Origin of the sequence: Lampropedia puyangensis, assembly GCF_004833285.1 — a bacterium.
GTDB lineage: Bacteria > Pseudomonadota > Gammaproteobacteria > Burkholderiales > Burkholderiaceae_C > Lampropedia > Lampropedia puyangensis.
Genome location: NZ_STFG01000032.1, coordinates 1 through 26,958, shown reverse-complemented (window position 1 = coordinate 26,958; position 26,958 = coordinate 1). Strand labels below are relative to the sequence as shown.

The following is a 26,958-nucleotide window of genomic DNA, read 5'->3' as shown; positions in this document are numbered from 1 at the left end:
ATGAAACAGTTCGGGCTTACCAACGTTCAGATATGGTGGAAAGAAGGAGAGAACTGATGACCTGCTGGGCTAAATATTGTACGGATAGAGGAAAATATCAATCAGCCTAAAGCTTTTAACAATAGAACGAATAAGAACTCAATCTTCCCCATTCTAGAGTTGCTATATTGCATCTGACTCATGCAACGCGCTCAGTCTGAGCCTCAATAATCGGCTTGCACTGACCGATCAACCAGTCGCGAAACGCTTGCACTTTGCGCGATTCGCGTTGCATCGCTGGGCGCACCAGGTAATAGCCATCGCTGCGCAGAATCGGCTGTTTGAATGGCCGAACCAGCTGGCCGTTGGCAAACTCCTGGCACAGCAAGGCCTCCTGGCCAATCGCAATGCCCAAACCTTCCATTGCCGCCTGCCATGACAGGATCGTGCTGCCAAATGTCATTTGCTCAGCCCCCGGATGCGTGTCTGCATAGCCTGCGGCTTTGAGCCAAACATCCCAATCGGTGCGTCGGTATTGCGAGACCAATTGCAGCTGCCGCAGCAAAGAAGTGGGGTACTTCGGGTTGGGCGCGTATTTCTTCAGAAATGCGGGCGAGCACACAGGCTCTATCTCGTCATAAAACAGCAAATCCTCCTGCATGCGTGGCCACTTGCCACTGCCAAACTGGATCGCCAAATCAACGGAATCGCGGTCAAAGTCGACCTCAGGAACCGCATTGGAGATGCGCACCTGGATGTTGGGGTGTTCCTGGTGAAACTGGTTCAAGCGCGGAATCAACCATTTAGCCGCAAACGTGGTGTAGGTGCGTACCCGCAGCACGCCTTGCCGGGCATCCTTGGTGAGGTCATCGGTAGCCTGCGCAATGATCTCGAAGGCCGGCATGACCTTGTCTGCATAGGCCTTGCCAGCACGGGTCAGCGACACGCCATGGCGCTCACGCCGAAACAGCTCCAGCCCCAGATAGCTCTCCAAAACAGCAATCTGCCGACTCACGGCCGATTGGGTGACATGCAACTGCTGCGCCGCCACCGTGAGGTTTTCGGTGCGCGCCACCACCTCAAACACATGCAGGGGATTTAAAGGAGGAATACGTCGTGCCATGGCCAATGAACTGGTTAGCGTCCGATTGAATTTATGAAGAGGCAATCGTACGACTGGAAACACACCATTGAGGTATGACTAAATATTCTATCTTGAAATCGAATGCTCAAGTCCCCTTGTGAATGAACTGCTTAACAATATGGTATCTATTCATGAGACAACCGGTTAAAAGACAGAAAGGCACACACAATGAGTCAAGCGCGAACCATGGACGGCAAGGTCGTCATCGTCACCGGGGCCGGTGGCGGCGTAGGCAAGGCCATTGCATTACTGGCAGCGGCCGAGGGCGCCAAAGTGGTGGTCAACGATTTGGGCGTGTCGCTCAATGGCGAGAAGCAGGCACTGTCGCCCGCCGAACAAGTCGTACAAGCAATCCAAACTGCGGGCGGGCAGGCCATCGCCAATGCCGACAGCGTCGCCGACTGGGATTCGGCCCAGCGCATGGTCGAGCAAGCCGTCGATACCTTTGGCCGCATCGATGCGGTGGTCAACAGCGCAGGCATCTTGCGCGACGCCATTTTCCACAAACTCGAACCCGCCGACTTTGAATCGGTCATACGGGTTCACCTCTTTGGTGCCTACAACACCAGCCGCGCAGCAGCCAGCCACTTCAGGGCCCAGGGTGGTGGCGCGCTGGTGCACATGACGTCCACCTCCGGTTTGATTGGCGGCCTGGGCCAGGCCAACTACGCCGCAGCCAAAATGGGCATCGTGGGTTTGTCGCGCTCCATCTCGATGGACATGGCCCGCTTTGGTGTGCGCTCCAATTGCATCGCACCGCATGCTTTCAGCCGCATGATTGAAAGCGTGCCCGGCCTCTCCCCTGAAGAGCAAGAACGCTACCTGGAAAAGCGCCGCCAAACCACCCGTCCCGAGCAAATTGCCCCATTGGCTGTATTGCTGTGCTCAGACCAGGCCAAAGACGTCAGTGGCCAGATTTTTGGTGCGCGTGGCAACGAGGTGTATTTGTACAACCAGCCACGCCCCATTCGCACCCTGCAGCGCGGCGAAGGCTGGACCCCCAGCACCTTGGCAGAGCAAATGATCCCCGCCTGGCGCACCAGCTTCACGCCGGCCGAACGCACCAAAGACGTCTTTGGCTGGGAAGCCATTTGAGCCGCGCCTTTGGCTGCGCCATGCACGCACGCCATGTTCACATGGCCTGTGAGCGCGCAGCCGACCGGCTTGCCCTAGCGACACCAAACCAACAACAAGGAGCCACGCCATGCCACTGAATGTGCAGGCATTGAAAGACTGGGTGTTTGAAGACCGCCGCCAGACCTACACCGACAAAGACACCATGCTCTATGCACTCAGTGTCGGTTTCGGCGCTGATCCGCTCGACCCCCTGGAATTGCCCTTTGTGTACGAAAAAAACCTGCGCGCCATGCCCTCGATGGCGGCGACCTTGTGCCATCTGGGTGCATGGATTGGCGATGCAAGAACCGGTGCAACCAAAAGCAAAATCGTGCACGGCGAACAGCGCATGCGTTTTCATGCGCCATTGCCCGCAGCCGCCGATTTGGTGGCACGTTCGCGTGTGCTGGGGGTAGAAGACAAAGGGGCTGACAAAGGCGCGCTGGTACACGTTGAAAGAGCGATCTCCAACGCAACCAGCGGAGAGCTGCTGGTCACCATCACCCACACGTCGTTTTGCCGAGCCGACGGTGGTTTTGGCGAATCGTTCGGTCCCACACTGCAACTGCATACCCTGCCTGAGCGAGCCCCCGACCATGTTGCAGAGCTGATCATTGCCCCCGATGCCGCCCTGCTCTACCGCCTCAACGTCGACCGCAACCCCCTGCATGCCGATCCGGAAGTAGCACAGCGTGCCGGATTTGAGCGCCCCATTCTGCATGGGCTATGCAGCTATGGCATGGCCGCACGCAGCATGCTGGGCCAATGGCTTGACTACGATGCCTCGCGCATGGGTAGCCTGGATGTGCGCTTCTCTTCGGTGGTCTTCCCGGGCGAAACCTTACAGGTGCAATCGTGGCGCGATGGCGATGTTCTGAGCTTCAAAGCGCTAGTGCCTGCACGCGGCAAAACCGTGCTGGACAATGGCCGAATCGATGTGGTGTGAGCCAGTGGCTCTAGCCATCAGCTCACCAACAGCACTACTGCAACCCATGCATATCGGGATAAGTCGTCAAGGCTTATCCCGTTTTTGCATAGAGCATACGCTCAAAGCACGCATTGCAGATATCCGCGTACAAAGGGGATCAAGCGATGCGTGAAGCATTTGGCAAGATATAAAGCGTCCGTGGGCTGCAGTGGCTGCAAAAATTAGCGCTGCGGTCGTGGCATTACCCATCCCTTCTATACGGCCGAGCATCGCAGCGGCAGGCGGATCAGGCCTTCGGTTGTTTAAGCGCAGCGAGTTTCCGAAGGCCCCGCCTGCCGCGAGAAGCACAGGGAACCTTGGGCAACAGCCCAAGGCCGTATAGCAGGGTCGCCTTTCTTTGCCTTCTTTCTTTGGCGAGGCAAAGAAAGAAGGTGCCCCGCCGGGGGCAGTCCCGGCCTCAGACCGTCAAGTCAACACAGCACACCATAAAACCGCCAAACGCGGACATTCAGGCCCAACTTAGGCGCTGGCAGCCACATCGGTTTGCAATAAATGCACTACCGCCTGGGCGCTGGCGCGTTGGGCACCAAAACCCTGATTGCGCACCAAATCGTCCATCCATTGCTGCAGCCGCGCTGGCTCTTGCTGCTGCGCCCAAAACACCGGCCCACCCAGCCAGCGGGGGAAACCATAGCCTTGCACCAGCACCACGTCGATATCGCTGGCGCGGTGCGCCACACCTTCCTCAAGCAGGCAGGCTGCCTCATGCACCATCGCTACCAAAACACGCTGAACAATCTGCTCAGCCGCAATCGGCGCGCGAACCAGACCGCGCTGCGCACTGGCGCGCTCAATCAGCGCACGCACCTGCGCATCGCTTCCAGCGGTTTTTTTACCTGCCGAATACTGGTAGTAGCCAGCACCCGTTTTTTGTCCCATGCGCCCTGACTCACACAGCCAATCCAAAATGGGCACGTAGCGCTGGCGCGGGTCACGCTGGGCAGCCTGGGCCTGGCGCATGCGCCATGCAATATCCAAGCCTGACAAATCGGCCACAGCGAATGGCCCCATGGCCATGCCCATGCCTGTCATGGCGGCATCCACCTCTTCAGGCCAGGCTCCTTCCTCCAGCAAAAACTCGCACTGCTGGCGATAAGCGTTGTAGATGCGGTTGCCAATAAAGCCGAACGCGTTGCCCGTCAGCACCGGCACTTTGCCCAAGCGCTTGCCCAAGGCCATCGCCGTGGCCAAGACGTCGGCTGCGGTGTGCTCGCCACGCACCACTTCTAACAAGCGCATCACATGGGCAGGACTGAAAAAGTGCAAACCCAGCACATCCTCTGGCCGCTTCGTCACGCCTGCAATTGCATCCACATCCAGGTAAGAGGTATTGCTGGCCAATATCGCGCCGGCACGGGCATGCGCATCGATTTTTTGAAATACCGCCTGCTTGACTGCCAGGTCTTCGTAAACGGCTTCAATCACCAAATCGGCCTGTGCCAGCACTTGCCAATCCAGGCTGGTTTGCAAGCACGCCTGCTGCTCGGCCGCTTGCGCTGGGCTGATTTTCTGGCGTGCCAAACGGTCGCGATAGTACTCGGCGAGGCGTTCGCTGCCACGCGCAAGCGCGGACTGGTCTTGCTCCAACAGCAACACCTGCAGGCCCGCTTGCAACAGTGCAATGGCAATGCCCACGCCCATGGTGCCCGCGCCAATGACGACCACGGTTTGCAGCTGCCGCAGCGGCGCACGCAGCGCACTGGGCAAACGCACAGCTTCGCGTTCGGCAAAAAATTGGTGGCGCAAAGCAAACGCGTCTGGCGCGATGCGCAACTGTTGAAAGACCTCGCGCTCGCGCAGCAGGGCCTGTTCAACCGGCTCGGTCATGGCCATGCAAGTCGCATCAATGGCCGCTTGCACTTGGGGCCTGCCTTTGCCTGCCTTGAGCACCGCAGTCTTGGTCGCCTGCAACACCTGGGGGTCCACGGTCGGCACAGCCATTTCACGCACGCGGCGTTTGCCGCCCAAATGACTGGCACGCTCAATGGCAGTCTGCAATAAATCATCAACCGACTCGACCACCGCATCGACTAGCCCAATGGCTTGCGCTTGGCGTGCGGTGATGCGCTCACCCGTGCCGACCATCTCGATGGCGCGAGGCATGCCGACCAAGCGCGGCAGGCGCTGGGTTCCACCAGCACCAGGAATCATGCCCAACGTGACCTCTGGCAAACCCAACTGCGTATTGGCCACCGCAACACGCGCATCGCAGCCCAGCGCCAGCTCCAAGCCACCGCCCAAAGCCGCGCCATGCAGTGCCGCAACCACCGGCTTCTCGCAGGCTTCAATGGCGGCTATGACCTGCGGCAACTGGGGCTCTGCCAAGGGTTGACCAAACTCTTTCAAATCTGACCCCGCCATAAACGCGGTGCCCGCCCCCATCAGTACCGCTGCGTGTAAACTGGCATCTGCACGCAACTGCTCAATGGCGCGTAAGAGCCCCTCGCGCACACCGGCTGAGCCGGCATTGATGGGAGGGTTATCGATCTCGATCAGCAAAATATGCCCCAGCGCACGGCTGTGCACCAAGGGGGAATGGGTGGTCAAAGTCTGCATGGCTTCTACTCTTTTGGAAAATTCAGTTCAAGCTGGTTGGCTAAGCCATTTCCGCAATTGCTGGTTGATGGGCTCGGCCGCTTCGTATTGCACCCAATGGCCCACGTTCGGCCAGACATGCGCACGCCGCTGCGCCTGGCCTTGCACCAGGGCCGCGGCAGCCACCGCAGGAATGGCCGTCACATCGTGCTCGCCCCACACAAACAGCATGGGCTGCGCCAACGTGGACAAAGCATCGACCAATACGCCGGTGCGCGACACCGTGCGGCTGCGGTAGCGGGCTTGCAGGCTGCTGTGGGTATGCACCTGCACGGCCATGGCATCAATCGCCTCGGGTTGGTGCAGCATGGTCGCAGCCAAGTTGTTGCGCATGGCATCGGCCAGCGCCTGGCCTTGCAAGCCACGCCAGCGCACCAAATCCTTGATCTGCTGCCTGGGCCCGGCATGGCCAGAAGGCCCAAGCAAAGCCAGACTGCGTACACGCGGGCATTGCGCCGTGAGTAAACCGGCCACCAAACCACCGAACGAAAAGCCCACCACATCAACCGAGCCGTGTGGCAGCACCGCGTCCATAGTCTGGAGCAAGCCCGCCACGATGGCCCGGCAATAGGCCAATTCCTCTTGAGGATTTGCAGCCGCAGGCGATGAGTCGCCATACCCGGGCATATCAGGTACCCAAACACTGCGGTCTTGGGCCAGCGCTTCAATATTTTTGATCCAGTGCTGCCAAGAGCCATGGCCACCATGGATCAGCACCACTGGCGCACCTTGGCCCCAGCGCCGCCAACGCACAAAAGCCGCAGGATCTGCGCCCGCCAGTGGTACATCGTGCCTGTACGCCTGCGCATCCAGCGCCGCAATGGTTTGGCGTGCCTGTGCGACTGCAGCGGCCTGGTCACCGCCAACATCTGAATCGGACAAAACCATCACTTAAGCGGTAGAGGCTTGCAGAACCAGCGCGTCCACCGCCAATACACCCTGGCCTTGTGGCAGCACCAACAGGGGGTTGACCTCGGCTTCCAACACCTGGAGATCTGGCCGCACTGCCAATTGAGACAGCGCGCTGACTGCTTGCGCCAAGGCCTCGAGATCACCTGGCTGGCTGCCCCTGGCACCGCGCAAAATAGTCAGGCTGCGCACCTCATCAATCATCTCGCGCGCGCCTTCCAGCGTCACTGGAGCCAGGCGCAAGCTGCGGTCTTGCATCACCTCTGCCCAAATACCGCCAGCAGCCAACATGATGATGGGCCCAGCTTGTGGGTCAATCCGGTAGCCAATCAAGACTTCGCCCAGACCACGGCGCATGGGTTGCACCAACACCTCATCGCAAGGCACGCCTGGGGCGCGTTCGGCCAAGTTGGTGCGCAGAGTCTGAAAGGCATTGGCCAGACCTTGCGCGTCTTGGATATTCAGCACCACGCCCCCTACCTCGGTCTTGTGGGCAATGGCGTCTGAGCAGACTTTGGCCACGACCGGATAGTCAAATGGCAGCGCAGGTGCCTGCTGACTGACCAAAGGCAGGCGCAGCACTGGCGCATGGGGCACATGCAGTGCCTGCAAAACACCATAAGCCTGCGCTTCGCTCAAGGCACGCGGTGCACCTTGTGGCACGGCAGCTGACAGCAAAGCCGCCGTGGGCTGACGACGCCCGGCCAAAGCCGCAATCGCATCGGCACAGGTTTCAGGGCTTTTGAAGCACGGCACCTGGGCCTCAGTCAATTGCGCCAGCGCCAACGGTGCATGAGGCACCAACATCGCCACCAGTGGGCGGCTATGCCGGGCACTGTCGAGAATGGGCTTGACGGCCAACTCTGGCTGGAAGCGGGCCGATGAGCCAACCACCGTGACGATGAGGTCAAACTCCGGTGCCTCCAGCAAAATATCCAAGGCCGGCTTCATGACATCGTAGCGTGTGCCTGCCAGCGTCAAGTCCAGCACCCGTCCGGGCGAGCATGGCAATTGGGCCGCTGCCAGGAGTGCCAGGGTGTCTGCCGAGGGCGGCTGCACCTCAATGCCCCGCACCCCCAATTGGTCGACCACCATGGCCGCGCCACCGCCGGTGGTGGTGACCACACCAACACGCAGCGTTTTCTTGCGGCGCGCCGTTTCAGGCGCTGCGCCAGGCGTTGTCGCGGGTGCAGAACCCAGCGCCATGCGCCGTGCCAACGGCATCGCCTCCAGCAAGGTGTCAAACTGGCTTACGCGGGCAATGCCCAAATCCTGCAGGAAAGCTTGGGCTACATCGTCTTCGCCAGCCAAGGCCCCGGTATGGGTGGCCGCCATTTCAGCCGCGGCGGCCGAGCGACCCAGCTTGTAAGCCACCACCGGCTTGCCGCGCTGGGCTGCTGCATGCGCAAACGCGCGCAGCGCCGCGCCATCGTGCAAGCTTTCAAGAAACAATACATAACTGTCTATGCTGGGATCGTCCAGCGTGGCCAGGCAAATCTCACCGGCGCTCAAATCGGCTTCGCTGCCCACCGAAACCAGCCCGGCAAAGCCCATTCCACGCGCTTTGCCGTGCGAAACCAAAGCACCAATCATGCTGCCACTTTGCGAAGCCACAAAAGTACGGCCTTGCGGCAATTCAGGTTCAGCAAACGCGGCATTGGCGGTGAGCACCAGGCCGGTTGCCGGGTGCACCACCCCCAAGCTGCTGGGGCCCAGCAGCCGCACGCCCCCTTCACGGGCCACGCGCTTGAGCTCTTGCTCCAACGCGGCTCCTTCTGAGCCTGCCTCTGAAAAACCACTGGCCAACACGGTCACCACCGGCACGCCCAAAGCCACACAGTCGCGCACCGTATCGAGCACGCTGGCCGTTGGGGTCATGACAAACACATGCTCTGGCACCTCTGGCAAGGCCCGCAAATTGGGCCAGGCAGGCTCGCCTTGCACCGTCTGGCGCTGTGCGTTGACGGGGTAGACCGCACCAGCAAAACCTGACTGGCGCAGGTACTGCAATGGTCGCCCGGCCGTTTTTCGCACATCATCGGATGCACCCACCAAGGCCACGCTGCGTGGCTTCAAAAGGGCTTGCGCCAAGGCAGCGCCGGTAACGGGAAGTCGTGTTTCACTCATGGTGTATCAGGCAAAAAATTAAACATGCACACCACCGCTCAATGGTGGCTGCTGGTGCTGGTGTGCGAAACCAAGGCTCAAGCGCAGACTGGCTGCTTTGGGGCTGCATGGTGCCGGCTGTCAGGAGGCTCAGGCCGGCTTGGCAGGTCGCTGCGAAAAGCTGCGCTCGAACACCCCTTCGGCAATGCGGTTCTTGAGCATTTCAATCGAGCCACCGGCAATCATCCAACCACGAATGCGCCGCACACAATACTCCACCAAAGCCTCTTGGCTAAAGCCCATCGCACCCATCACTTGCAGCGCCTCATTGGCAACCTCCCAACCGGCCTGGTTACAGGCCAGCTTAGCCAGCGCCGTGCTGTGGGCCGATGGCAGGCCATGTTCGCCTTCCAACGCTGCTTTATAAAGCATGAGTTGCGCCTGCTCCAGCTTGAGCGCCATCTCGGCAAACTTCCACTGCACGCCTTGAAACTCGCACAGTGCGCGGCCAAACTGCTTGCGTACCAGCGCATGTTCGCGAGCCTGGTTGAACGCGTAGCGCCCCAAGGCCAAAGAACGCGAGGCATTGCCCAATCGCTCCACATTGAAGCCCGCAATTTGCTTTTTAAAACCGCCCTCGCCCAGCAACAGGTTCTGCGCAGGCACGCGGCAATTGTCGAAGTACAACTGCGACCAATGCTCACCATTCATGAAGCTCGATGGCTGGCCAATCTGAAAGCCGGGCGTGCCACGGTCGATCAGCAAGGAGCCAATGCCATTGATGCCTGGGCCAAAGCGCACATAGATCAGATAGACCTCGGCATCGGTGCTGTTGGTCGAAAAGACCTTACTGCCGTTGACGATGTAATGCTCGCCCTCCAGCCGTGCAGAGGTTTTCAGGTCGGTGGCGGCCGAACCCGCATCGGGCTCACTCATACCCAAGGCAATGACCTTGCGCCCGGCCAGCAGGTCAGGCAGATAGCGCGCTTTCTGCTCGGGCGTGGCGTACTCGACAAAAGTGCGAATTGGGCCAAAGTTGCCCGCCTGCACAATGTCGCCACTCTTGGGGCAAGCCAGCGCCACCTCTTGGATCGCCAAGACAGAGTGCATCAGGCTGCCACCCTGGCCACCGTCCTCCGGGTCAAAGGCAATGCCCAATAAGCCGTGTTTGGCCAAGAGCTGTGCCGTCTCCCAGGGGTACTCATCGCTATGGGCACGCTGCAGTGCATCGGCAGCCAAATGGTCTTGTGCAAGGCGTCGCACGCTGTCGGCAAACGCTTGGTGTTCTTCACTCAGTTGAAAGTCCATGGTGTGTTTCTTGTGGATGAAAAGTAGCGCAATCTTGCATGACGGCCTGGCGCGACAGCACTTCGGGATTGGAGGCTAGTCATGCATTAATCTCATTGCAGCAATCTGCACCGCCAGCGGTATCGGCCAGCGCAACCAAAGGCTGCGCGCTGCGGTGAGCAGTCGCCATCACAAGCCATGATCTAAATGAATGCCTTGGCGCGAAAAGCGCAATCAGGCTGGGCCGTGCCTATGTAACACTGCCGCATCGATCTGGCGCTGGATGGCGCTGGAGTTCTTTGTTTCATGAAAGCGTTTGCATGCAAGCACAGACTGCCTCACCGCTGGAGACCTACCGCTCCTACTTGCGCCAGCACCATTTGGCTTACCAGTACAGCCCTGCCGCTGACAAAGCGGTGTTCTACCCGCGCCTGGTCTGCCCCTTCACCGGCTCCAGCGAACTGCAGTGGCGCATCAGCAAAGGCAGTGGCACGGTGCATGCCACCACCACCGTCTACCCGCGTGAAGGAGCGGCTTACAACGTCGCGCTGATTGAACTGGATGAAGGCTTTCGCATGATGTCGCGCGTAGAGGGCCTTGATGCTGAGGCGGTGCAGATTGGCCAGCGCGTGCAAGTCGCGTTCCAAGCGGCATCGGAGACATCCGACGATGCTGCGCCATTGCCCATTTTTACCCTCATTGAGGAGACCACAGCATGAGTTTGCAACGCGGCAGCTGCGCCATCGTCGGGGTGGCCGAATCGGATTTGGGCAAAGTCGCCCCTGGCATGAGCCCACTGGACCTGATGGCCCAAGGCATCACACGGGCGCTGGACGACTGCGGCCTGAGCTACAAAGACGTGGATGGCTTGTTTGGCGCAGCCACGCAAAGCCGCATGCTCACCCTGGCCCTGCGCGAATACCTGGGCATCGATCCCAAGTACGGCGACTCGACCTACTTGGGCGGCTCGTCGTTCATGACCCACGTGGCCCATGCGCAGGCCGCCATTGAGGCAGGCTTGTGCGAGGTCGCCGTCATCACCTATGCCAGCACCCAACGCTCTGATGGCCGCAGCGCCACACGAGGCAAAGACATCAACCCCTACGAAACGCCTTACCAGCCGTTTTTGCCTGCCAGCGCCTATGCCTTGGTGGCCTCACGCCACATGCACGAATTTGGCACCACGCGTGAACAGTTGGCTGAAATTGCCGTGGCCGCACGGCAATGGGCTTTGCTCAATCCAATGGCCTGGGAGAAAACACCGCTGACGGCCGAGCAAGTGCTGGCCTCGCGCATGATCAGTTACCCACTCACCGTGCGCGACTGCTGCCTGGTCACCGATGGTGGCGGTGCCATCATCATGACCTCGGCCGCACGTGCCCGCTCTTTGCGCAAACCACCGGTGTTCATTCTGGGCACCGGCGAGTCGGCCAGCCACCTCTCGATCTCGAACATGGCCGACTTGACCACGACTGCAGCCGTCAAATCTGGCGCACAGGCCTACGCCATGGCAGGTTTACAGCCCAAGGACATCGATGTGCGTGAGCTCTACGATGCCTTCACCCTGACGACCTTGCTATTTCTGGAAGACCTGGGCTTTTGCGCCAAAGGTGAAGGCGGCCACTTTGTCGCCGATGGCAAGCTGCGCCCCGGTGGGGCCTTGCCTACCAACACCAATGGTGGCGGGCTCTCATATTGCCACCCCGGCATGTACGGTTTGCTGTTGCTGATTGAAGCCACACGCCAATTGCGCGGCGAATGTGGCCAGCGCCAAGTGGCCAACTGCGAGGTGGCGCTGGCACATGGCAATGGCGGGGTGCTGTCAAGCCAAAGCACCGTTATTCTGGGTACTGCAGCAACGGTTTAAAAGCATGGCCCTCCACACCGCAGACAACGAACAAGCCGACACACTGGCGCTGCTGGGCGATACCGCCCATGCCTTCCTGGTGCAAGAACAGCGCAAAGACCGCTTGCGAAGCATCGATACTGGACGTGCCGCTTTAGACGCCAACTTCTGGCGGCAGTTGGCCGCGCAGGGCTGGCTGTTGTTGCGCTGGCCTGAGGCGCAAGGTGGCAGCGGACTGGGCGTGGAAGCCGCCTGCGCCATCGCCGAACAACTCGGAAGGCACTTGGTGCCAGAGCCTGTTGTGGCCAATGCGATGATGCCCGCCGTTTTTGCACAACTGTTCGAGCGCCATGCCAACGCAGCAATCTGGCAGACCTTGGCCAATGGCTACGCCGACGGCAGTGCCACATTGGCACTGGCTTGGCAGCCACCGCCTGTTGGCCAAGCGCCGATGCAAGCCACGCGCAGCGCACAAGGCTTTGTGCTGCAAGGCAGCGTTGGTGGCATGGTGGCGCTGGCACTGGCCCAACAGCTAATGCTGGTGGCCCAACTGGACGCAGAACCCGCGCTGTTCCTGCTGAACACAGCAGCCATCACGCCCAACCTGCAGACCCAGACCACCAGCGATGGCAGCACCCTATCGGTTCTGAATCTGGCTGGTTTTGTCGCCCCAGCGCACGCACTGCTGGCCCATGGCCCAGCAGTGCAACACGCCACCGCGCAGGCAAGACAAGAAGGCTGCTTGATGACGGCGGCACAGTTGCTGGGTAATGGCGAAGCTGCGCTGGAGTTGACCCTGGCCTATCTGCGCACGCGTGAACAGTTCGGCCGGCCCATCGGCAGTTTTCAGGCCATGCAGCATGCGGCGGTGGATGTGCGCATTCAACTGAACCTGGCTCGGGCATCTTTGCAAGCGGCCCTGGCTAAGCAAGCGCTGGGCGAGAGCGACCAGGCGCAAGCAGCCATGACTGCAGCGGCCAAAGCACGCGCCGGCGACGCGGCGATTCAGGCCGGTCGGTTTGGTGTGCAGGCACATGGTGCCATGGGTTTTACCGCCGAGTGCGACATCGGCCTGTACCTGAAAGCAGCGCTGCGACTCAACGCTTTTCTGGGTAATGCACGCGAGCAGCGCAGCCACTATGTGGCCTGCATGGGCTTGACCGAGCCTCTGGCCCCTGACGCAACAGCGCACGAGGTATCGACATGAACAGCACGCCCAACCACAACAGCCTTGACGATGATGCCTTTCGCCACGCATGGCGCAGTTGGATTCAGGCCAACTACCACTCACCGCTGCGCGACCCACTGGAGCGCCTGACCGGCCAGCCTGCCCGAGCCTGGTTGCAGGCCCAACACCGCGATGGCTGGCGTGCCCCGGCCCTGCCCGCTGAACATGGTGGCATGGGCCTGTCGCTGCGCAAGCAGTTGATTTACCAGGAAGAACTCGAACGCTTCAGCGTGGCTCGGCCAATGGACATGGGCCTGCGGCTGCTCACACCGGTGCTGCTTCGGTATGGCACCAAGGAGCAAATTGCACGCTTTTTGCCAGGCATTCTCAACACCACAGAGGTCTGGTGCCAAGGTTACTCCGAACCTGGCGCGGGCTCTGATCTGGCCAACCTGAAAATGCGCGGACATGAGCAAGGCGAGCACCTGATCCTCAACGGCCAGAAGACCTGGACCACCATGGCTTCAGACTCCGACTGGATTTTCCTATTGGTGCGCACCAGCCAGGAAGCCAAACGCCAGCAAGGCATCACCTTTGTGCTGGCTGACCTGCGCAGCCCCGGTATCGAGATTCGCCCCATCCGCACCCTGGCCAGAGACGAGAATTTCTGCGAGGTCTTCTTTGACTCTGTGGCGGTACCCAAATGCCAGATCATCGGCCAGGCTGGCGATGGCTGGGCCGTTGGCAAAGCCTTGCTGGGCTTTGAGCGCTTCAGCCACGGTTCACCCGAATTGCTGCGCCACGCTTTCAAAGTACTGCGGCAAACCGCTAGCGCCCTGCAAATCCTGGAGCAACCCCATTACCACCAAGTGCTGGCGCAGCACGCCTGTGACGTTGCCGACGCCAGCGCCTGGTACGAGCAATTGTGCGAAACCGCCATGCAGGGCGGCGATGCCCACGAAGACTTTTCCATGCTCAAGCTGTTCAATGCCGAGCTGGTGCAACGCATCGCCGAATCGGCCACCGAATTGGCCGCCGATGCCGGTGGCCTGCTGGGCGCAGCCCCGCAATGGGGCCTGCCGCACGACCTGGAGTGGCTCTACATGATCTCCAGACCATTGACGATTTTTGGCGGCACCGCACAGGTGCAACGCAACCTCATTGCCACGCGCAGCCTGGCGCTGCCGCGTAGTTGATCCTTCCTCCAGCGGAGCTGCTCCGCGCCTTGACCTACAGAATCCATGCACACCACTGCCCACCTGCTCGACTGCTTGTTCAAGCCACAATCGATTGCTGTCATCGGCGCCTCGTCCGATCCTCACAAAATCGGTGGCAGACCGCTGGCCTATATGCGCCGCAGCGGTTTTGCCTTGCCGATCTACCCCATCAACCCCAAGCAAAACGAAGTGCAAGGCATCAAAGCCTTCCCATCGCTGGCAGCGATTGGTGCGCCGGTAGACCAAGTCATCGTTGCAGTGTCGAGCGCGCAAGTTCCCACCGCCATCGATGAGGCGTTGGCAGCCAAGGCCCGCTCCATCATCGTCTTCAGCTCTGGCTTTGCCGATGTCAGTGAAGCCGGTCGTCAGACCCAGGAAGCGCTGGCGCAGCGTTGCCGCGATGCAGGTGTGCCGCTGGTGGGGCCCAACTGCATGGGCGCATTCAGTGCGGCCTCGGGCATGTATGCCACCTTCATGACCGCGCTGGAGCATGAATTGTTTGCCGCAGGCCATGTCGGCATTGTCAGCCAAAGCGGTGCCATCGGCTCCTACCTCTACGGACTGGCGGGCGACCGAGGCTTGCGCTTTAGCCACTTTGTGGCCACCGGCAACGAGTCCGATATCGATGTGGCCGACTGCATCGAATGGATGGCCCAGGATACCGACACCAAGGTCGTCATGGCCTACCTGGAAGGCAGCCGCAATGGCGAGCGCCTGCGCCAGGCCCTGCGGGTCGCACGCCAGCACCGCAAGCCGGTGATTGTGATGAAAGTGGGCCGCTCTGAACAAGGCGCAGCAGCAGCAGCCTCGCACACCGGCTCCCTGGCCGGTGCCGACACAGTGTACGACGCCATCTTGACCGAAAGCGGTGCCTGGCGCGCCAATACGCTGGAAGAAATGGTTGATCTGGCCTACGCTTGCTCGATTGCGCCACTGCCCAAAGGCAACCGACTGGGCATGGTCACCCCATCCGGCGGTGCCGGTGTGATCAGTGCTGATGCCGCCAGCCAGTGCGGTCTGGTGTTGCCGACTTTGCCTCAGCACCTGCAAGAAGCGATCCGCGCCATCGTGCCATTTTCCAGTCCGATCAACCCGGTTGATACCACCGCACAGACCATCGCCGACCGCAGCATGTTCACCCGCATTCTTGAGCATGTGGTCGCTTGGGATGGCTGCGACATGGTACTGAGCTTCAACGCCAACGTTGGCCGCAGCGAGGCCGAGTTTGCCAAAATTCGCGATGCCTACTTTGCCCTGCGCCAAGCCCATCCGCAACGCTTGATCGCCATGAGCATGCGGGCGCGTCCAGAAGTGGTTGAACAATTGCAGCAGCATGGGATTTTGTATTTTTCCGACCCGGCCAGAGCAACCATGGTTTTGGGTGCCATGGCGCAATTGGGCCGCAATCTGGCGCAAACCCCGGAGCTGGCCGTCAGCACGCCTGCGGCCTCCCCCCTGCCTGCCGGCGTGCTGGACGAAGCCGCCGCGCGCGACCTGCTGCAAAGCCAGGGCATTCCATTTGCCCCCCAAATCGTCGCCACCACTGCCGATGCCGCCGCGGCCGCCGCCGATGTGCTGGGTTACCCTGTGGTGATGAAAGTACTCTCAGCCGATATTGCGCACAAAAGCGATGTCGGTGGCGTGGTGCTGAATCTGACCAATGCCGAACAAGTACACAGCGCCTGGCACAGCATGATGGAGCGCGTCAGCAGCCGTGCGCCAACGGCACGTTTGGAAGGGGCATTACTCTCACCCATGGTCAGCGGCGGCGTGGAAACCGTCATGGGCGTGGTACGTGACCCGGTCTTTGGGCCGATGGTGATGTTCGGTCTCGGCGGTGTTTTTGTCGAGATCTTCAAAGATGTCGTGTTCCGCTCGGCACCCGTCACGCTGGCAACCGCCCATGACATGATTGCCTCGATTCAGGGCCTGCCCTTACTACAAGGCGCGCGCGGCAAACCAGCCATGGATCTGGACACGCTGGCCCATGCGTTGGTCAAACTATCGGTCTTTGCTGCCCAGCACGCCAACGCGCTCGACGGCGTCGAAATCAACCCATTCATTGCCCTTCCCAAAGGCGGCTATGCCGTTGATGCTTTGATCCACAAGTCCGCCCAGTCGCAGTAACTGCGTCTGTACCGGCCCACAATAGCCTCTCGCAAGAGAGGCTTTTTTGCGTTGTGCCCGTGCGCGCAGCACCAAGCGCTCGCAGCCGCCCAACAACCATAACCAAAAGTCATGGCATGGGACGCATTTGGAAGTGAGAGCGCCCGCATTTGACTCCTACATTTGAGCTTATCGCTGATTACACCAATGACTACTAGGAGACAATATGCAACGATTCAGCGCCTGGAAGCTCGTGGGCATCACCGCCCTCTGTGCCTTGACCAGCACCCTGCCTGCGTTACACGCCGCAGGTTCCTACCCCACTCGCCCCATACAGGTCATCGTGCCCTATGCCCCTGGCGGCACCACCGATTTGGCCGGTCGCATTGTCGCCAAAGCCATGGGCGAGGCCCTGGGCCAGCCTGCCGTGGTGGAGAACAAACCAGGTGCAGCAGGCTCAGTCGGTGTGGCGCAAGCCCTGCGTGCGGCTCCTGATGGCTATACCATGGCCGTCTCGGGTGTGTCGTCCACCATGATCCACGATTTGCTGGGCCGCAAGCTGCCCTACGACCCCAAAACCGACTTGCATGCCGTGGCCTATCTGGGCTCTTCGGGCATGGTGGTCATCACCAGCAGTGACTCGGCCTACAAAACCCTGCAAGATGTGATCGACGCCTCCAAGGCCAAACCAGGCTCGGTTTCGTTTGGCTCAGCTGGCAATGTTTCGCCCGGCCATATGGCATCGGAATACCTGGCCAGCATGGCCAAGATTGAGATGACCCATGTGCCCTACACCGGCGACTCCGCCCTGATGAGCGATTTGGTCTCAGGCCGCATTGACATCGCCACCGTCGGCATTGCCAGTGTCTTCTCACACATCAAAGCAGGCTCGATCCGCACCCTGGCCATCACCTCGGCCGAGCGCTTCTCGACCTTTCCTGAAATCCCTACCGTTGCTGAGGCAGGCCAACTCACAGGCTACGAGGCCGACATCTGGAATCTGCTGGTCTTGCCCAAGGGCACAGCCAGTGAAATCGACCAGAAACTCAACGCCACCATCAACCAGCTGATGCGCACCGACGAGGTCAAAAACAGCATGTTGCAAATTGGCTTTACGGCCCGCGACATGGAATTGGCCGACATCCAGACCTTCATCCAGACCGAGCGTGCCAAGTGGGGCAAAGTGATTAAAGAGTCCAACATCAGCCTGGAGTGACAGCACCGCTTCGTGAACCCCAAAGGAACCTTGAACCATGACTAAAACCATTGCCGTGCGCAATCCACGCACCGGTCAAGTTGACTACCAATTACATGCCACCGAAGCCCGAGAATTGGCCAGCATTGCGGCCTCCCTGCGCGCCCAGCAACCACAGTGGCAGGCCATGGGCCTGAAGCGACGCCTGGAAGTGCTCAACGCCTGGCGTGCCGAAGTTGAAAAAGACCGTGATGTGATTTTGCAAGCCCTGATTGAAGATACCGGCCGGGTGGTCGAGTCGGAAAAGGAAATGCTGCGCCTGCCCAGCAGCATCGACAAGCTCAGCATCATGGCTCCTGAGGTGTTTACCCAACGCAGCCAACGCCTGCGCTCACTCAAACATGTTGACATCCACAGTGGCCTGAGCCCGTACCCGCTGGTGGGAGTCATCAGCCCCTGGAATTTCCCGCTTTCGAGCTCGTTGCTGGACACCATCCCCGCACTGGTGGCAGGTTGCACCGCCATCGTCAAGCCCAGCGAGGTCACACCGCGCTTCATGGCACCGCTGGTGGCCAGCTTGCAACGCGTGCCAGAAATGGCCGCCGTGCTGCACTATGTTGCAGGCGATGGTGCGCTGGGCGCTGCACTGGTCGAGCATGTGGATGCCGTGTGCTTTACCGGCAGCGTGCCCACCGGCAGAAAAGTGGCCGAAACCTGCGCCAAGGCCTTCATTCCTGCGTTTCTGGAGTTGGGTGGCAAAGACCCTGCCATCGTTACCGCCTCAGCCGACCTGGACAAAGCCGCCGCCGCGATTGTGCAAGGCGCAGTGGCCAATGCGGGCCAGGTGTGCGTGTCGATCGAACGCGTCTATGCGCCCAAGGCCACGGCCAGCGCCTTGATTGGCAAGCTGGTCGAGCAGGCCCAGCGTATCAAAACCGCCTATCCCAGCCTCCAAGACGGCAGCCTCGGCCCCATCATCCAAGAGTCGCAAGCCCACATCATCAACCGCCATCTTGAAGATGCGGTTGCCAAAGGCGCACGCATCGAATGTGGTGGCCCGGTGGCGCAACGCGACGGCGGCGGCTGGTGGGCCGAGCCCACCGTGGTCAGCGGCGTCACGCATGAGATGGTGCTGATGCGCGATGAAACCTTTGGCCCGCTGATACCGGTGATGGCCTATGACACGCTGGAGCAGGCCATTGCACTGGCCAATGACAGCCAGTACGGTCTCAGCGGTGCCGTCTTTGCAGGCAGCGCCGAAGAAGGCCTGGAGATTGCCGAGCGCATGGATGTTGGTGCCATCAGCATCAACGGCACGGGCCTTGGCACCGCCGCCATTGGCGAGGGTGATACGCATGAGAAAAATGCCTTCAAGTACTCAGGCCTGGCTGGCTCACGTTTGGGCTACGACTCGATCACGCGCTTCATGCGCAAAAAAGCCTACCTAGTGGCCCAAACCAGTTAAAGCGCAAGCCACCATCCCATTGTGCGGTGCGGGCGCCGAGCCCGCCTGCCCCTCGCGTTTCATGAAGGAGATTTTCTATGTTGGACTTTTCCAACCAAACCGTATTCATCACCGGTGCCAGCGGCGGCATTGGCAGCCAGATTGCACGTGAATTTGCACGCACCGGCGCACGCCTTGTGCTGCACGACTTTGGCCTGGCAGACGCGGCCCAAGCTCTGCAGAAAGAATTGCAGGCAGGCGGCGCGCAGACCCTGCTGGTCGAAGGCGACTTGACCGATCCAGCCACCACCAACGGCATTGCCGCGCAGATCCAGGCCCAGTTTGGCCAGTTGGATGTCTTGGTCAACAACGCCGGGGCCTCGCCCAACAAAATGGCGTTTGAAGACTTGGCCGCCGACACCTGGGACCGCGTCATCGACATCAATCTGCGCTCCGTCTTTTTGGTCACGCAAGCCTGCTTGCCGCTGCTCAAGCAATCCCAGCGAGGCCGCATCATCAATATCAGCTCTACCGCCGCACGCAACGGTGGTGCGCCCGGTGGCAGCGCCTATGCGGCAGCCAAGGGCGCGGTCTCGTCGCTGACCAAAGCATTCGCCAAGGATTTCTGTCAGCATGGCATTCACGTCAATGCGGTGGCTCCTGGCCTGGTTGATACGGCTTTTTATGGCAATGTGAAAGTGGCCGACAAATACGCCGAGCGCATCAAAGGCATTCCAGCCGGCCGCGTCGGGCAGCCGCAAGACATTGCAGGCCCCGTGCTGTTTCTCGCCTCACCACTGGCCGACTACATCGTCGGCGAGGTGCTCGAGGTCAGCGGCGGCCTGGCGATGATGGGTTAAAACCCGCCCGCGACACATATCCAAAGGCCGCCAGCAGCCAGGCCGCGCTAACAACAAAACGATCAGGAGACAAGCATGGAACACCATGGAGTAGAGCAGCCCACCCCAACCGGCATCAGCCGCCGTGCCATCGCCAAGCTGGGCGTCGCATCCGCCTTATCAATGGCTTTGGCTCCGGTCATGGCCAAAGACGATTATCCCAATCGCCCCATCCGGTTGATTGTGCCGTTCCCGCCGGGCGGCGCCACCGACCGCGTCGCCCGCTTGATTGGCCAAACCATGGGCGAGGAAATGGGCCAGCCTTTCGTGGTGGAAAACAAAGCCGGGGCCGGGGCGACGATTGGCGCAGAGTCCACGGCACGTGCCAAACCCGATGGCTACACCATCATGTACACCACCGCTGGTGTGCATGTGATCAACCCGGCCATTTACCCCAAACTCAGCTATGACCCCCTGACCAGCTGGACCATGCTGGGCACTTTGGTCACGGCCCCACTGGCGCTGGCCGTGCGTGCCGACGCGCCATTTCAAACCGTGCAAGAACTGCTCGACTACGCCAAGAAAAATCCCGGCAAGCTGACCTACGCCTCAGCCGGCAATGGTTCGTCGCTGCACCAGTCAGGCGAAATGTTCAAACACGCCACTGGAGTCGACATTCTGCATGTGCCCTACCGCGGTGCCGGGCCAGCCGTGACCGACTTGCGCGCTGGCATGGTGGACATGATTTTTTCCTATGTCGACTCGCTGCTGCCGAGCATCAAAGACGGCAGTCTGCGGGTTTTGGTCATTGGCACACCCAAGCGCCTGGCCATCTTGCCCGACTTGCCCACGGTAGCCGAAATTACCCACCAAGCCGACTACGATGCCGACACCTGGACCGGCCTGGTAGCACCAGCCAACTTGCCGCCAGCCCTGCAGGCACGCCTGCAAAGTGCCGCGATGCATGCGCTGGAGAAACACAAAAAATTCCTGCTTGAGAATGGCTATGTCATTCTGGGCGAAACGGGTGCACAAATGCACCAACGGATCGAACGCGAATTGACCACCGTCACGCCGCTTCTGTCTCAATTGATGGCGACCTCCAAATGACCAGCACCACCGTCTCTGCAGCCCTGAGTGGCATGCTCCACCTCGACCCAAAAGCCTTGGCGGCGCAACTGCGGCTGCCCGCGATTGCCTCGCCGATGTTCATCGTCTCCAACCCGGAGATGGTGATTGCACAGTGCCAAGGCGGCATGATTGGTACGTTTCCGGTTCTCAATGCACGCCCACAGGAAACACTGAGCGTCTGGCTCAGCCGCATCGAGCAAGCGCTTGAGGCCTCGCTCAGTGCCGGCCAGCCAGTCGCGCCTTACGGCGTCAACTTGGTGATCCGCAAAAACACCGACCGTTTTGAAGCCGACCTGCAAACCGTCGTCAACCACCAGGTGCCGGTGGTGATCACCAGCTTGGGCACCCCTGCTGAGGTCGTTGCTCAAGTGCATGCCTATGGCGGCCTGGTACTGCACGATGTGACCACCGTGCGCCATGCCAGGCGTGCCCTGGAAGCCGGGGTCGATGGGCTGATTCTGGTCTGCGCTGGTGCCGGTGGCCACGCCGGAGCCATCAGCCCGTTTGCGCTGCTGCGCGAAATCCGCGCCTTCTACGATGGCCTGGTGGTACTGGCTGGTGCCATTACCGATGGCCAATCGATTCTTGCTGCCCAAGTGATGGGCGCAGACCTGGCGTACATGGGCACCCGCTTCATCGCCACGCAAGAGTCGAGCGCCGCTCCTGGCTACAAGCAAATGCTGGTCGATGCCACCGCCACCGACATCATCTACACGCCCCACTTCTCAGGCATTCCAGCCAACTACCTCAAACCCAGCCTGGTGGCCGCCGGGCTCGACCCCGACCACTTGCCCGTGGTCGATGCGGCAGCCGTGCGGGCCTCCGGGGAGCGCCAAAAGCGCTGGAAAGATATTTGGGGCGCTGGCCAAGGCGTTGGCAATATCCACGACATCCCCAGCGTTGCGACATTGGTGGAGCGTTTGGTGCAGGAATACGAGCAAGCCCGGCAACACTGGCGGGAGCGCCTGCGCTAATAGTCTTCTGTGGTGTTGCCTCGCTTTGCCAAGCTTCTGCTGGCTGAGCCTGACCGACCAAACCACCTGGACTGCACCCCACAGAGTAACTCACCGCACTAGCAAAGACCTGTAGGCCCTTTAAAGCCAGCAGCCCAATCACCGTCTCAGCCCATACTCCAGTGCCCAATACACCACCGTCCCTCTCGTGTCTTTTTGCACCCAGCAGCATCGCCGTGGTGGGTGCCTCGAACGACACCACCAAAATTCGCGGCCGCCTGCTGCAACTGCTGTGTAATGCAGGCTTTGCGGGCCCGGTCTTCCCCGTTAACCCGAGCCAGCAAACCGTACAAGGTTTGGCGGCCTATGCCAGTGTGTTGGAGCTGCCGCAAGCGGTGGATCTGGCTCTCATCGCGGTTGCTGCAGACCAGGTCATGGGCGTACTGGAACAATGCCAGCAACGCTGCATTCGCGCCGCCGCTATTTACAGTGCAGGTGCCAACGGCGTGCCCATTGGGCAACGCCTGCAGGACCAGGTCGCAGCCTTTGCACAGCGCAGTGGCATGCGCATTCTTGGCCCCAATTGCGAAGGCTTTTTTGATGCTGAACGCGGCTTGGTCGCCACCTTCAGCCCTACCCTGACGCGCATTCCCTTGCATCGCGCCACCGACTGGCCTTTGCGCCAGCGCATCAGCATCGTCTCGCAGTCTGGTGCCATGGCTTTTGCCTTGTATGGCAAAGCCCGTGCGCAGCAAGTGCCGGTGCAACACCTGATCTCCACCGGCAACGAAGCCGATGTTGAGCTGCTGGAGGCTGTGGACTACGTCATCGCCGATGGCCGCTCACGGGCGGTGCTGCTGTTTGTCGAAGGCTTTCATCGCCCTGAACGCTTTGCCGCCGTGGCAGCCAAAGCCGCAGAGGCAGGCGTAGTGCTGATCGTGGCCAAAATTGGCCGCTCCAATGCGGGCCAGCGCGCCGCCGTCTCACACACAGCGCACCTCACTGGTGCAGACACCGCCTACGATGCCGTGCTGCGCGCCCACGGAGCCATACGAGTCGACACGCCCGAAGACATGCTGGCGATTGCTGCTGCCGTGAGTGCCGGTGTGCAGCCACAAGGCAAACGGGTGGGCATTGTCACCACCTCAGGCGGGGCTGGCGGCTGGGCCGCCGACATCTGCGAGCAGGCAGGGCTGGAAGTGCCGGCGTTTGATGAGTCGCTGCGCCAAGAGCTGGCGCGCATCATCCCGGCCTACGGCTCGGCCAACAACCCAGTCGATGTGACCGCCAGTGTGGTGGAAGACGGTGGTGCCACCCTGCTGCGTATCTTGCAATTGATGGGGCACAACCAGCACATCGACATCGGTCTGATTGTGGTGTCGCTGGTTTCGCCTGAACGGATGACACAGATGGAAGCGCCGCTCAAAGCCATCTATGCCCAAACACAACGCCCGTTGGTGTTCCATTCACCCGGTGTGGTGGCCCCGAAAGCCATGGAAGTGTTGGCCCGCGTGGGTGGCTTGCACCTAGACCTGGAAGTCTTTGCCAAAGCCATGCTGGCGTTGAGCTGGCATCAACAGTTTCTGCATGAACGCCAAGCAGTCAGCCAACCACCTGCTGCAACACACAATGCACCAACCGACCACAGCCAACCCAGTTGGCCTGCCAATCAAGGCGAGTTGAGCGGCCCTGCTCTGCGCGAATTTCTGACCGCCTGGCAGATTGCCCTGCCGCCGGAAGCATTGGTACGCAACGCCTCTGAGGCCGCTACCGCAGCAGAGGCCATGGGCTTTCCAGTTGCGCTGAAAATTGCTTCACCCGACATCGCCCACAAAACCGAAGCAGGCGGCGTAGCCCTGGACCTGGCCGATGCCGCCGCCGTAGCGCAAGCTGCCGAACAGATTTTCGCCCAGGTGCAGCGGCATGCCCCGCAGGCCCGCATCGACGGACTGCAAGTACAGCGCATGATGCCACCAGGACATGAAATGGTGATTGGTGTGGTGCGCGATGCCGACTTTGGCCCCTTGGTCATGCTGGGGCTTGGCGGCATTTATATTGAAGTGTTGCGCGATGTGGTGTTCGCGCCCGCACCCCTGACAGCCGCGCAAGCGCGGGCCATGGTGCTGCAGCTCAAGGCATTGCCCATTTTGCAAGGGGTGCGCGGCCAACCGGCGGCCGACATCGATGCCTTGGTGCAGATGCTGGTGCAGGTATCACGACTGGCGGCCGAACATGCCGATCGCATCCAAGAAATCGATCTCAACCCGGTACTGGTCTATCCAGCCGGGCTTGGCGCGGTGGCCGTCGATGCCTTGCTGGTCACGCAGTCGCAGGCGGCTGCGCCCTCTGCTGCGCAGCAGGCCTAGCCGGCCGCTTCGTCAGTTTTTGCACACTTTGTCTTATCTCTTAACCTGGTGTATTAGCTATGGCTGAAATTGAATATGAGAAATCCGGGGGCATTGCCCGCATCGTCATCAACCGCCCTGAGCGCAAGAATGCCCTGGCCAACGACATGCGCCAGCAACTGACCGAGGCGTTTCGCCAGGCCGACCAGGACGACGACATCCGTGCCGTAGTGCTGACCGGCACAGGCGATACATTCTGCGCCGGTGCCGATGTCTCGAAAATGGCAGCGCGTGACGTCAAAAGTGCCCGCAACAATTTGCAACGCAACGCCCATACGCTGATTCGGGCGCTCTACCACATTGAAAAGCCCGTGATTGCGGCGGTGCGCGGCTCCACCGTGGGCATTGGCTTGAGCATGATGCTGGCCTGCGATATGGCAATCGTCTCAAACACGGCCCGCTTTTCCTGCATTTTTGCGCGACGCGGCCTGGCCCCGGATTCGGGCGCGGTGTTTTTCCTCTCACGCTTGATTGGCCTGGCCAAAGCCCGCGAGCTGGTGTTCACCACCCGCTTTTTCTCGGCCCAAGAGGCCGCCGACATGGGCGTCGTCAACCAGGTGGTGCCAGACGAGCAGCTTGAACAAGTCGTACAGGAGTTGGCCCAATCCATGGCGGCGCAGCCCACTTATGCCTTGGCAATGGCTAAGAAAATGTTCCAGTTCTCACAGCAGCCCACGCTCGACCACTTCCTGGAATACGAAGCGCTGATGCAACCGCAAATCCACCAAACGCAAGACTACCGCGAAGGCATTGCCTCCTTCCAGGAAAAACGGCCAGCCAAGTTTATTGGCCGCTAAACCAGACAACCGTTGCGCACCAGCCCGGCCTCACGAGTCACGCACGGTTTGCCGCTCTCTGCTGCCCTCTTCTGCCCATCTGATTGAACACCGCTGCAGCGCTGCTGCCATGGCGACACGCCAAGGCAGTGGTTTCGCACGCGCCAACACCCCCGAAAGGAGCCTCAGACAGTTCACCAGCCCACCACCGCCCTTCCTACCTGACGCAGCCGTTTTGCGCCTGCGCTTGAAAAAACACAATGACAAATCGGAGACAAACTCTATGAAAAAACAACACCCCCTTCTGATGGCTGCCTGCCTGCTGCCTGCCGCGTACAGCCACGCCAATGTCACCATGTACGGTGTGGCCGACATGGCCATCGGCAAACTCAACGACAGCACCGGACTGCAATCGAGTACCGCCCTCAATGTGGGCCCCAGCCGCATCGGCTTCAGAGGCACGGAAGACCTCGGCCAGGGCTATCAAGCCTCATTCCAGTTCGAGCAAGGCATTCGGCTCAACGATGGTCGCACCGACACGGCCACTTTTGCCCGTCAAGCATGGGTCGGTCTCTCAAGCCCCTATGGCACTATCCGCGCAGGCCGCCAATTGACAGCCACTTTCAGCGTGGTCGCCGCCTGGGACACGATGGAAGCGCTAGCCTACTCAGGGGTGGGCACCATTTTTGGCTATGGTGGCGGCTCCCGCGACAGCGCCATGGTCAAATACACTTCCCCCACCATGGGCGGTCTGCAACTGCAGCTGGGCTATGTTTTCAAAGACAACTACAACGCCATGGGGCCGTTTACCGCACTGGGTACTGACAGCACCAATGGCAAATACGACATTGGCCTGACCTACAAATACAAGCAACTCACTGCCGGACTGACCTACAACTACAGCAAAGTTGCAACGGGCTGGAGTCAGAAAAGCAATGTTGAGAACATGTCCATCGGAGGTTCGTACGATTTTGGTTTTCTCAAGGCAGCCGCCTCTTACCACCACAACGACCAGCGCATGGGCTTTGCCTATGCCGCAGGCACCTTGCAATCACCAGGCATTCACGGTGGTAGCTTTGGTGTGACGGTGCCTACGCAATTCGTCGTGATAAGCGCCGATGCGGTGTACGCCAAAGAACGCGCCGGAGCGAACAAATCTGGCACCGACTTCGTGCTGACTGCCAAGCACACGCTGTCCAAACGTACATCCATCTATGGCGTTTACCGCTACGCCGACAAATCTGGACCAGCCTTTGGCCCCACCTTCCAAAAAGAGTCCAACTTTTCTCTGGGCTTAAGGCACACGTTCNGACAAATCTGGACCAGCCTTTGGCCCCACCTTCCAAAAAGAGTCCAACTTTTCTCTGGGCTTAAGGCACACGTTCTAAGAACGTGTTTACGATCTTCGTAACAACAATCCGATGAAGGCGAGATGGATGAACTGCAAGCTGGTGTTGAGCCATCGCTCGCAGTTCTTCCTGAGCCTTCGATTTTTCTCCAGCCAAGCGAAGCTGCGCTCGGCAATCCATCTCGTTGGTAAGACAGCGAAGGTGTGCAATTGATCTCGCTTTGCAACTTCCACCTCTGTGCAGGCAACAAGAAAATCAGTGGCCGCTTGAGCGAAAGGTGCGCCCTGATAGCCTGCATCAACCAATAGCTTTTGCACGCAATCCAAGCGGGCTTTGTTATGGGCAAGCGCTTGTAATGCCCCTTTGCGGGCGGTGATGTTGGCCGTTGTTACCGAGATCGCATGA

The 26,958-nt window shown here is 60.2% G+C and carries 21 protein-coding genes; 15 read left to right on the top strand and 6 right to left on the bottom strand.

Going from position 1 to position 26,958, the window contains the following annotated elements; all coding sequences use genetic code 11:
• Positions 1-178: 178 nt before the first annotated feature.
• Entirely contained in the window at positions 179-1,102 is a 924-nt protein-coding gene (gene gcvA, locus E9531_RS16535; protein WP_136574878.1) for a transcriptional regulator GcvA, read from the bottom strand.
• A gap of 189 nt (positions 1,103-1,291) precedes the next feature.
• Between gcvA and E9531_RS16530 the strand changes: the two genes are divergently transcribed.
• Complete coding sequence (locus E9531_RS16530; RefSeq protein WP_136574877.1) at positions 1,292-2,218, top strand: SDR family NAD(P)-dependent oxidoreductase; 927 nt, start codon at positions 1,292-1,294, stop codon at positions 2,216-2,218.
• A gap of 109 nt (positions 2,219-2,327) precedes the next feature.
• On the top strand, positions 2,328-3,185 hold the full coding sequence (locus E9531_RS16525) for a MaoC/PaaZ C-terminal domain-containing protein (RefSeq protein ID WP_136574876.1): 858 nt from the start codon (positions 2,328-2,330) through the stop codon (positions 3,183-3,185).
• A 501-nt stretch (positions 3,186-3,686) separates the two neighbouring features.
• Here the strand turns inward: E9531_RS16525 and E9531_RS16520 are convergent.
• The 4 genes from E9531_RS16520 to E9531_RS16505 form a co-directional block, all read right to left on the bottom strand.
• A complete protein-coding gene (locus E9531_RS16520) occupies positions 3,687-5,783 on the bottom strand; it encodes an FAD-dependent oxidoreductase (protein ID WP_136574875.1) in 2,097 nt (698 codons plus the stop codon).
• Positions 5,784-5,810: 27 nt separating this feature from the next.
• Positions 5,811-6,704: an alpha/beta fold hydrolase gene (locus E9531_RS16515; protein WP_244610162.1), complete on the bottom strand. Its 894-nt coding sequence runs from the start codon at positions 6,702-6,704 to the stop codon at positions 5,811-5,813.
• A 9-nt stretch (positions 6,705-6,713) separates the two neighbouring features.
• Positions 6,714-8,858 carry an acetate--CoA ligase family protein gene (locus tag E9531_RS16510; protein ID WP_136574873.1) on the bottom strand — a complete coding sequence of 715 codons (2,145 nt, stop codon included), beginning with the start codon at positions 8,856-8,858 and terminating at the stop codon, positions 6,714-6,716.
• Between the two features lie 129 nt (positions 8,859-8,987).
• Positions 8,988-10,145 (bottom strand): acyl-CoA dehydrogenase family protein, encoded by a 1,158-nt coding sequence (locus tag E9531_RS16505; protein ID WP_136574872.1) that lies wholly within the window; start codon positions 10,143-10,145, stop codon positions 8,988-8,990.
• A gap of 299 nt (positions 10,146-10,444) precedes the next feature.
• Here E9531_RS16505 and E9531_RS16500 point away from each other — a divergent pair, with 299 nt between their 5' ends.
• The 13 genes from E9531_RS16500 (at position 10,445) to E9531_RS16440 (ending at position 26,615) form a co-directional block, all read left to right on the top strand.
• Positions 10,445-10,843: a Zn-ribbon domain-containing OB-fold protein gene (locus E9531_RS16500; protein WP_136574871.1), complete on the top strand. Its 399-nt coding sequence runs from the start codon at positions 10,445-10,447 to the stop codon at positions 10,841-10,843.
• On the top strand, positions 10,840-11,991 hold the full coding sequence (locus tag E9531_RS16495; protein WP_136574870.1) for a thiolase: 1,152 nt from the start codon (positions 10,840-10,842) through the stop codon (positions 11,989-11,991). The genes E9531_RS16500 and E9531_RS16495 overlap by 4 nt, the downstream gene beginning before the upstream one ends.
• 4 nt (positions 11,992-11,995) lie before the next feature.
• Complete coding sequence (locus E9531_RS16490) at positions 11,996-13,177, top strand: acyl-CoA dehydrogenase family protein (RefSeq protein ID WP_158291829.1); 1,182 nt, start codon at positions 11,996-11,998, stop codon at positions 13,175-13,177.
• The gene (locus E9531_RS16485; protein ID WP_136574868.1) at positions 13,174-14,334 is read left to right on the top strand and encodes an acyl-CoA dehydrogenase family protein; all 1,161 of its coding nucleotides are present in this window, start codon (positions 13,174-13,176) and stop codon (positions 14,332-14,334) included. The genes E9531_RS16490 and E9531_RS16485 overlap by 4 nt, the downstream gene beginning before the upstream one ends.
• A gap of 45 nt (positions 14,335-14,379) precedes the next feature.
• Positions 14,380-16,482: an acetate--CoA ligase family protein gene (locus tag E9531_RS16480; protein WP_136574867.1), complete on the top strand. Its 2,103-nt coding sequence runs from the start codon at positions 14,380-14,382 to the stop codon at positions 16,480-16,482.
• A gap of 205 nt (positions 16,483-16,687) precedes the next feature.
• Positions 16,688-17,677: a Bug family tripartite tricarboxylate transporter substrate binding protein gene (locus E9531_RS16475; RefSeq protein WP_136574866.1), complete on the top strand. Its 990-nt coding sequence runs from the start codon at positions 16,688-16,690 to the stop codon at positions 17,675-17,677.
• Positions 17,678-17,714: 37 nt separating this feature from the next.
• Positions 17,715-19,121, top strand: a complete 1,407-nt coding sequence (locus E9531_RS16470) for an aldehyde dehydrogenase family protein (RefSeq protein ID WP_136574865.1) — start codon at positions 17,715-17,717, stop codon at positions 19,119-19,121.
• Between the two features lie 77 nt (positions 19,122-19,198).
• The gene (locus tag E9531_RS16465) at positions 19,199-19,960 is read left to right on the top strand and encodes an SDR family NAD(P)-dependent oxidoreductase (protein ID WP_136574864.1); all 762 of its coding nucleotides are present in this window, start codon (positions 19,199-19,201) and stop codon (positions 19,958-19,960) included.
• A gap of 75 nt (positions 19,961-20,035) precedes the next feature.
• Positions 20,036-21,049 carry a Bug family tripartite tricarboxylate transporter substrate binding protein gene (locus E9531_RS16460; RefSeq protein ID WP_136574863.1) on the top strand — a complete coding sequence of 338 codons (1,014 nt, stop codon included), beginning with the start codon at positions 20,036-20,038 and terminating at the stop codon, positions 21,047-21,049.
• On the top strand, positions 21,046-22,044 hold the full coding sequence (locus tag E9531_RS16455) for an NAD(P)H-dependent flavin oxidoreductase (protein ID WP_244610161.1): 999 nt from the start codon (positions 21,046-21,048) through the stop codon (positions 22,042-22,044). The genes E9531_RS16460 and E9531_RS16455 overlap by 4 nt, the downstream gene beginning before the upstream one ends.
• Positions 22,045-22,205: 161 nt before the next feature.
• Positions 22,206-24,389 (top strand): acetate--CoA ligase family protein, encoded by a 2,184-nt coding sequence (locus E9531_RS16450; RefSeq protein ID WP_280177204.1) that lies wholly within the window; start codon positions 22,206-22,208, stop codon positions 24,387-24,389.
• Positions 24,390-24,448: 59 nt separating this feature from the next.
• Positions 24,449-25,225, top strand: coding sequence for an enoyl-CoA hydratase/isomerase family protein (locus tag E9531_RS16445; protein ID WP_136574861.1), 777 nt, complete (start codon positions 24,449-24,451; stop codon positions 25,223-25,225).
• Positions 25,226-25,334: 109 nt separating this feature from the next.
• Complete coding sequence (locus E9531_RS16440) at positions 25,335-26,615, top strand: porin (protein WP_136574860.1); 1,281 nt, start codon at positions 25,335-25,337, stop codon at positions 26,613-26,615.
• Here E9531_RS16440 and E9531_RS16435 read toward each other — a convergent pair.
• The coding region (locus E9531_RS16435) for a transposase (RefSeq protein WP_158291827.1) at positions 26,601-26,958 on the bottom strand (358 nt) is incomplete at its 5' end. The two genes, E9531_RS16440 and E9531_RS16435, sit on opposite strands and share 15 nt — an antisense overlap.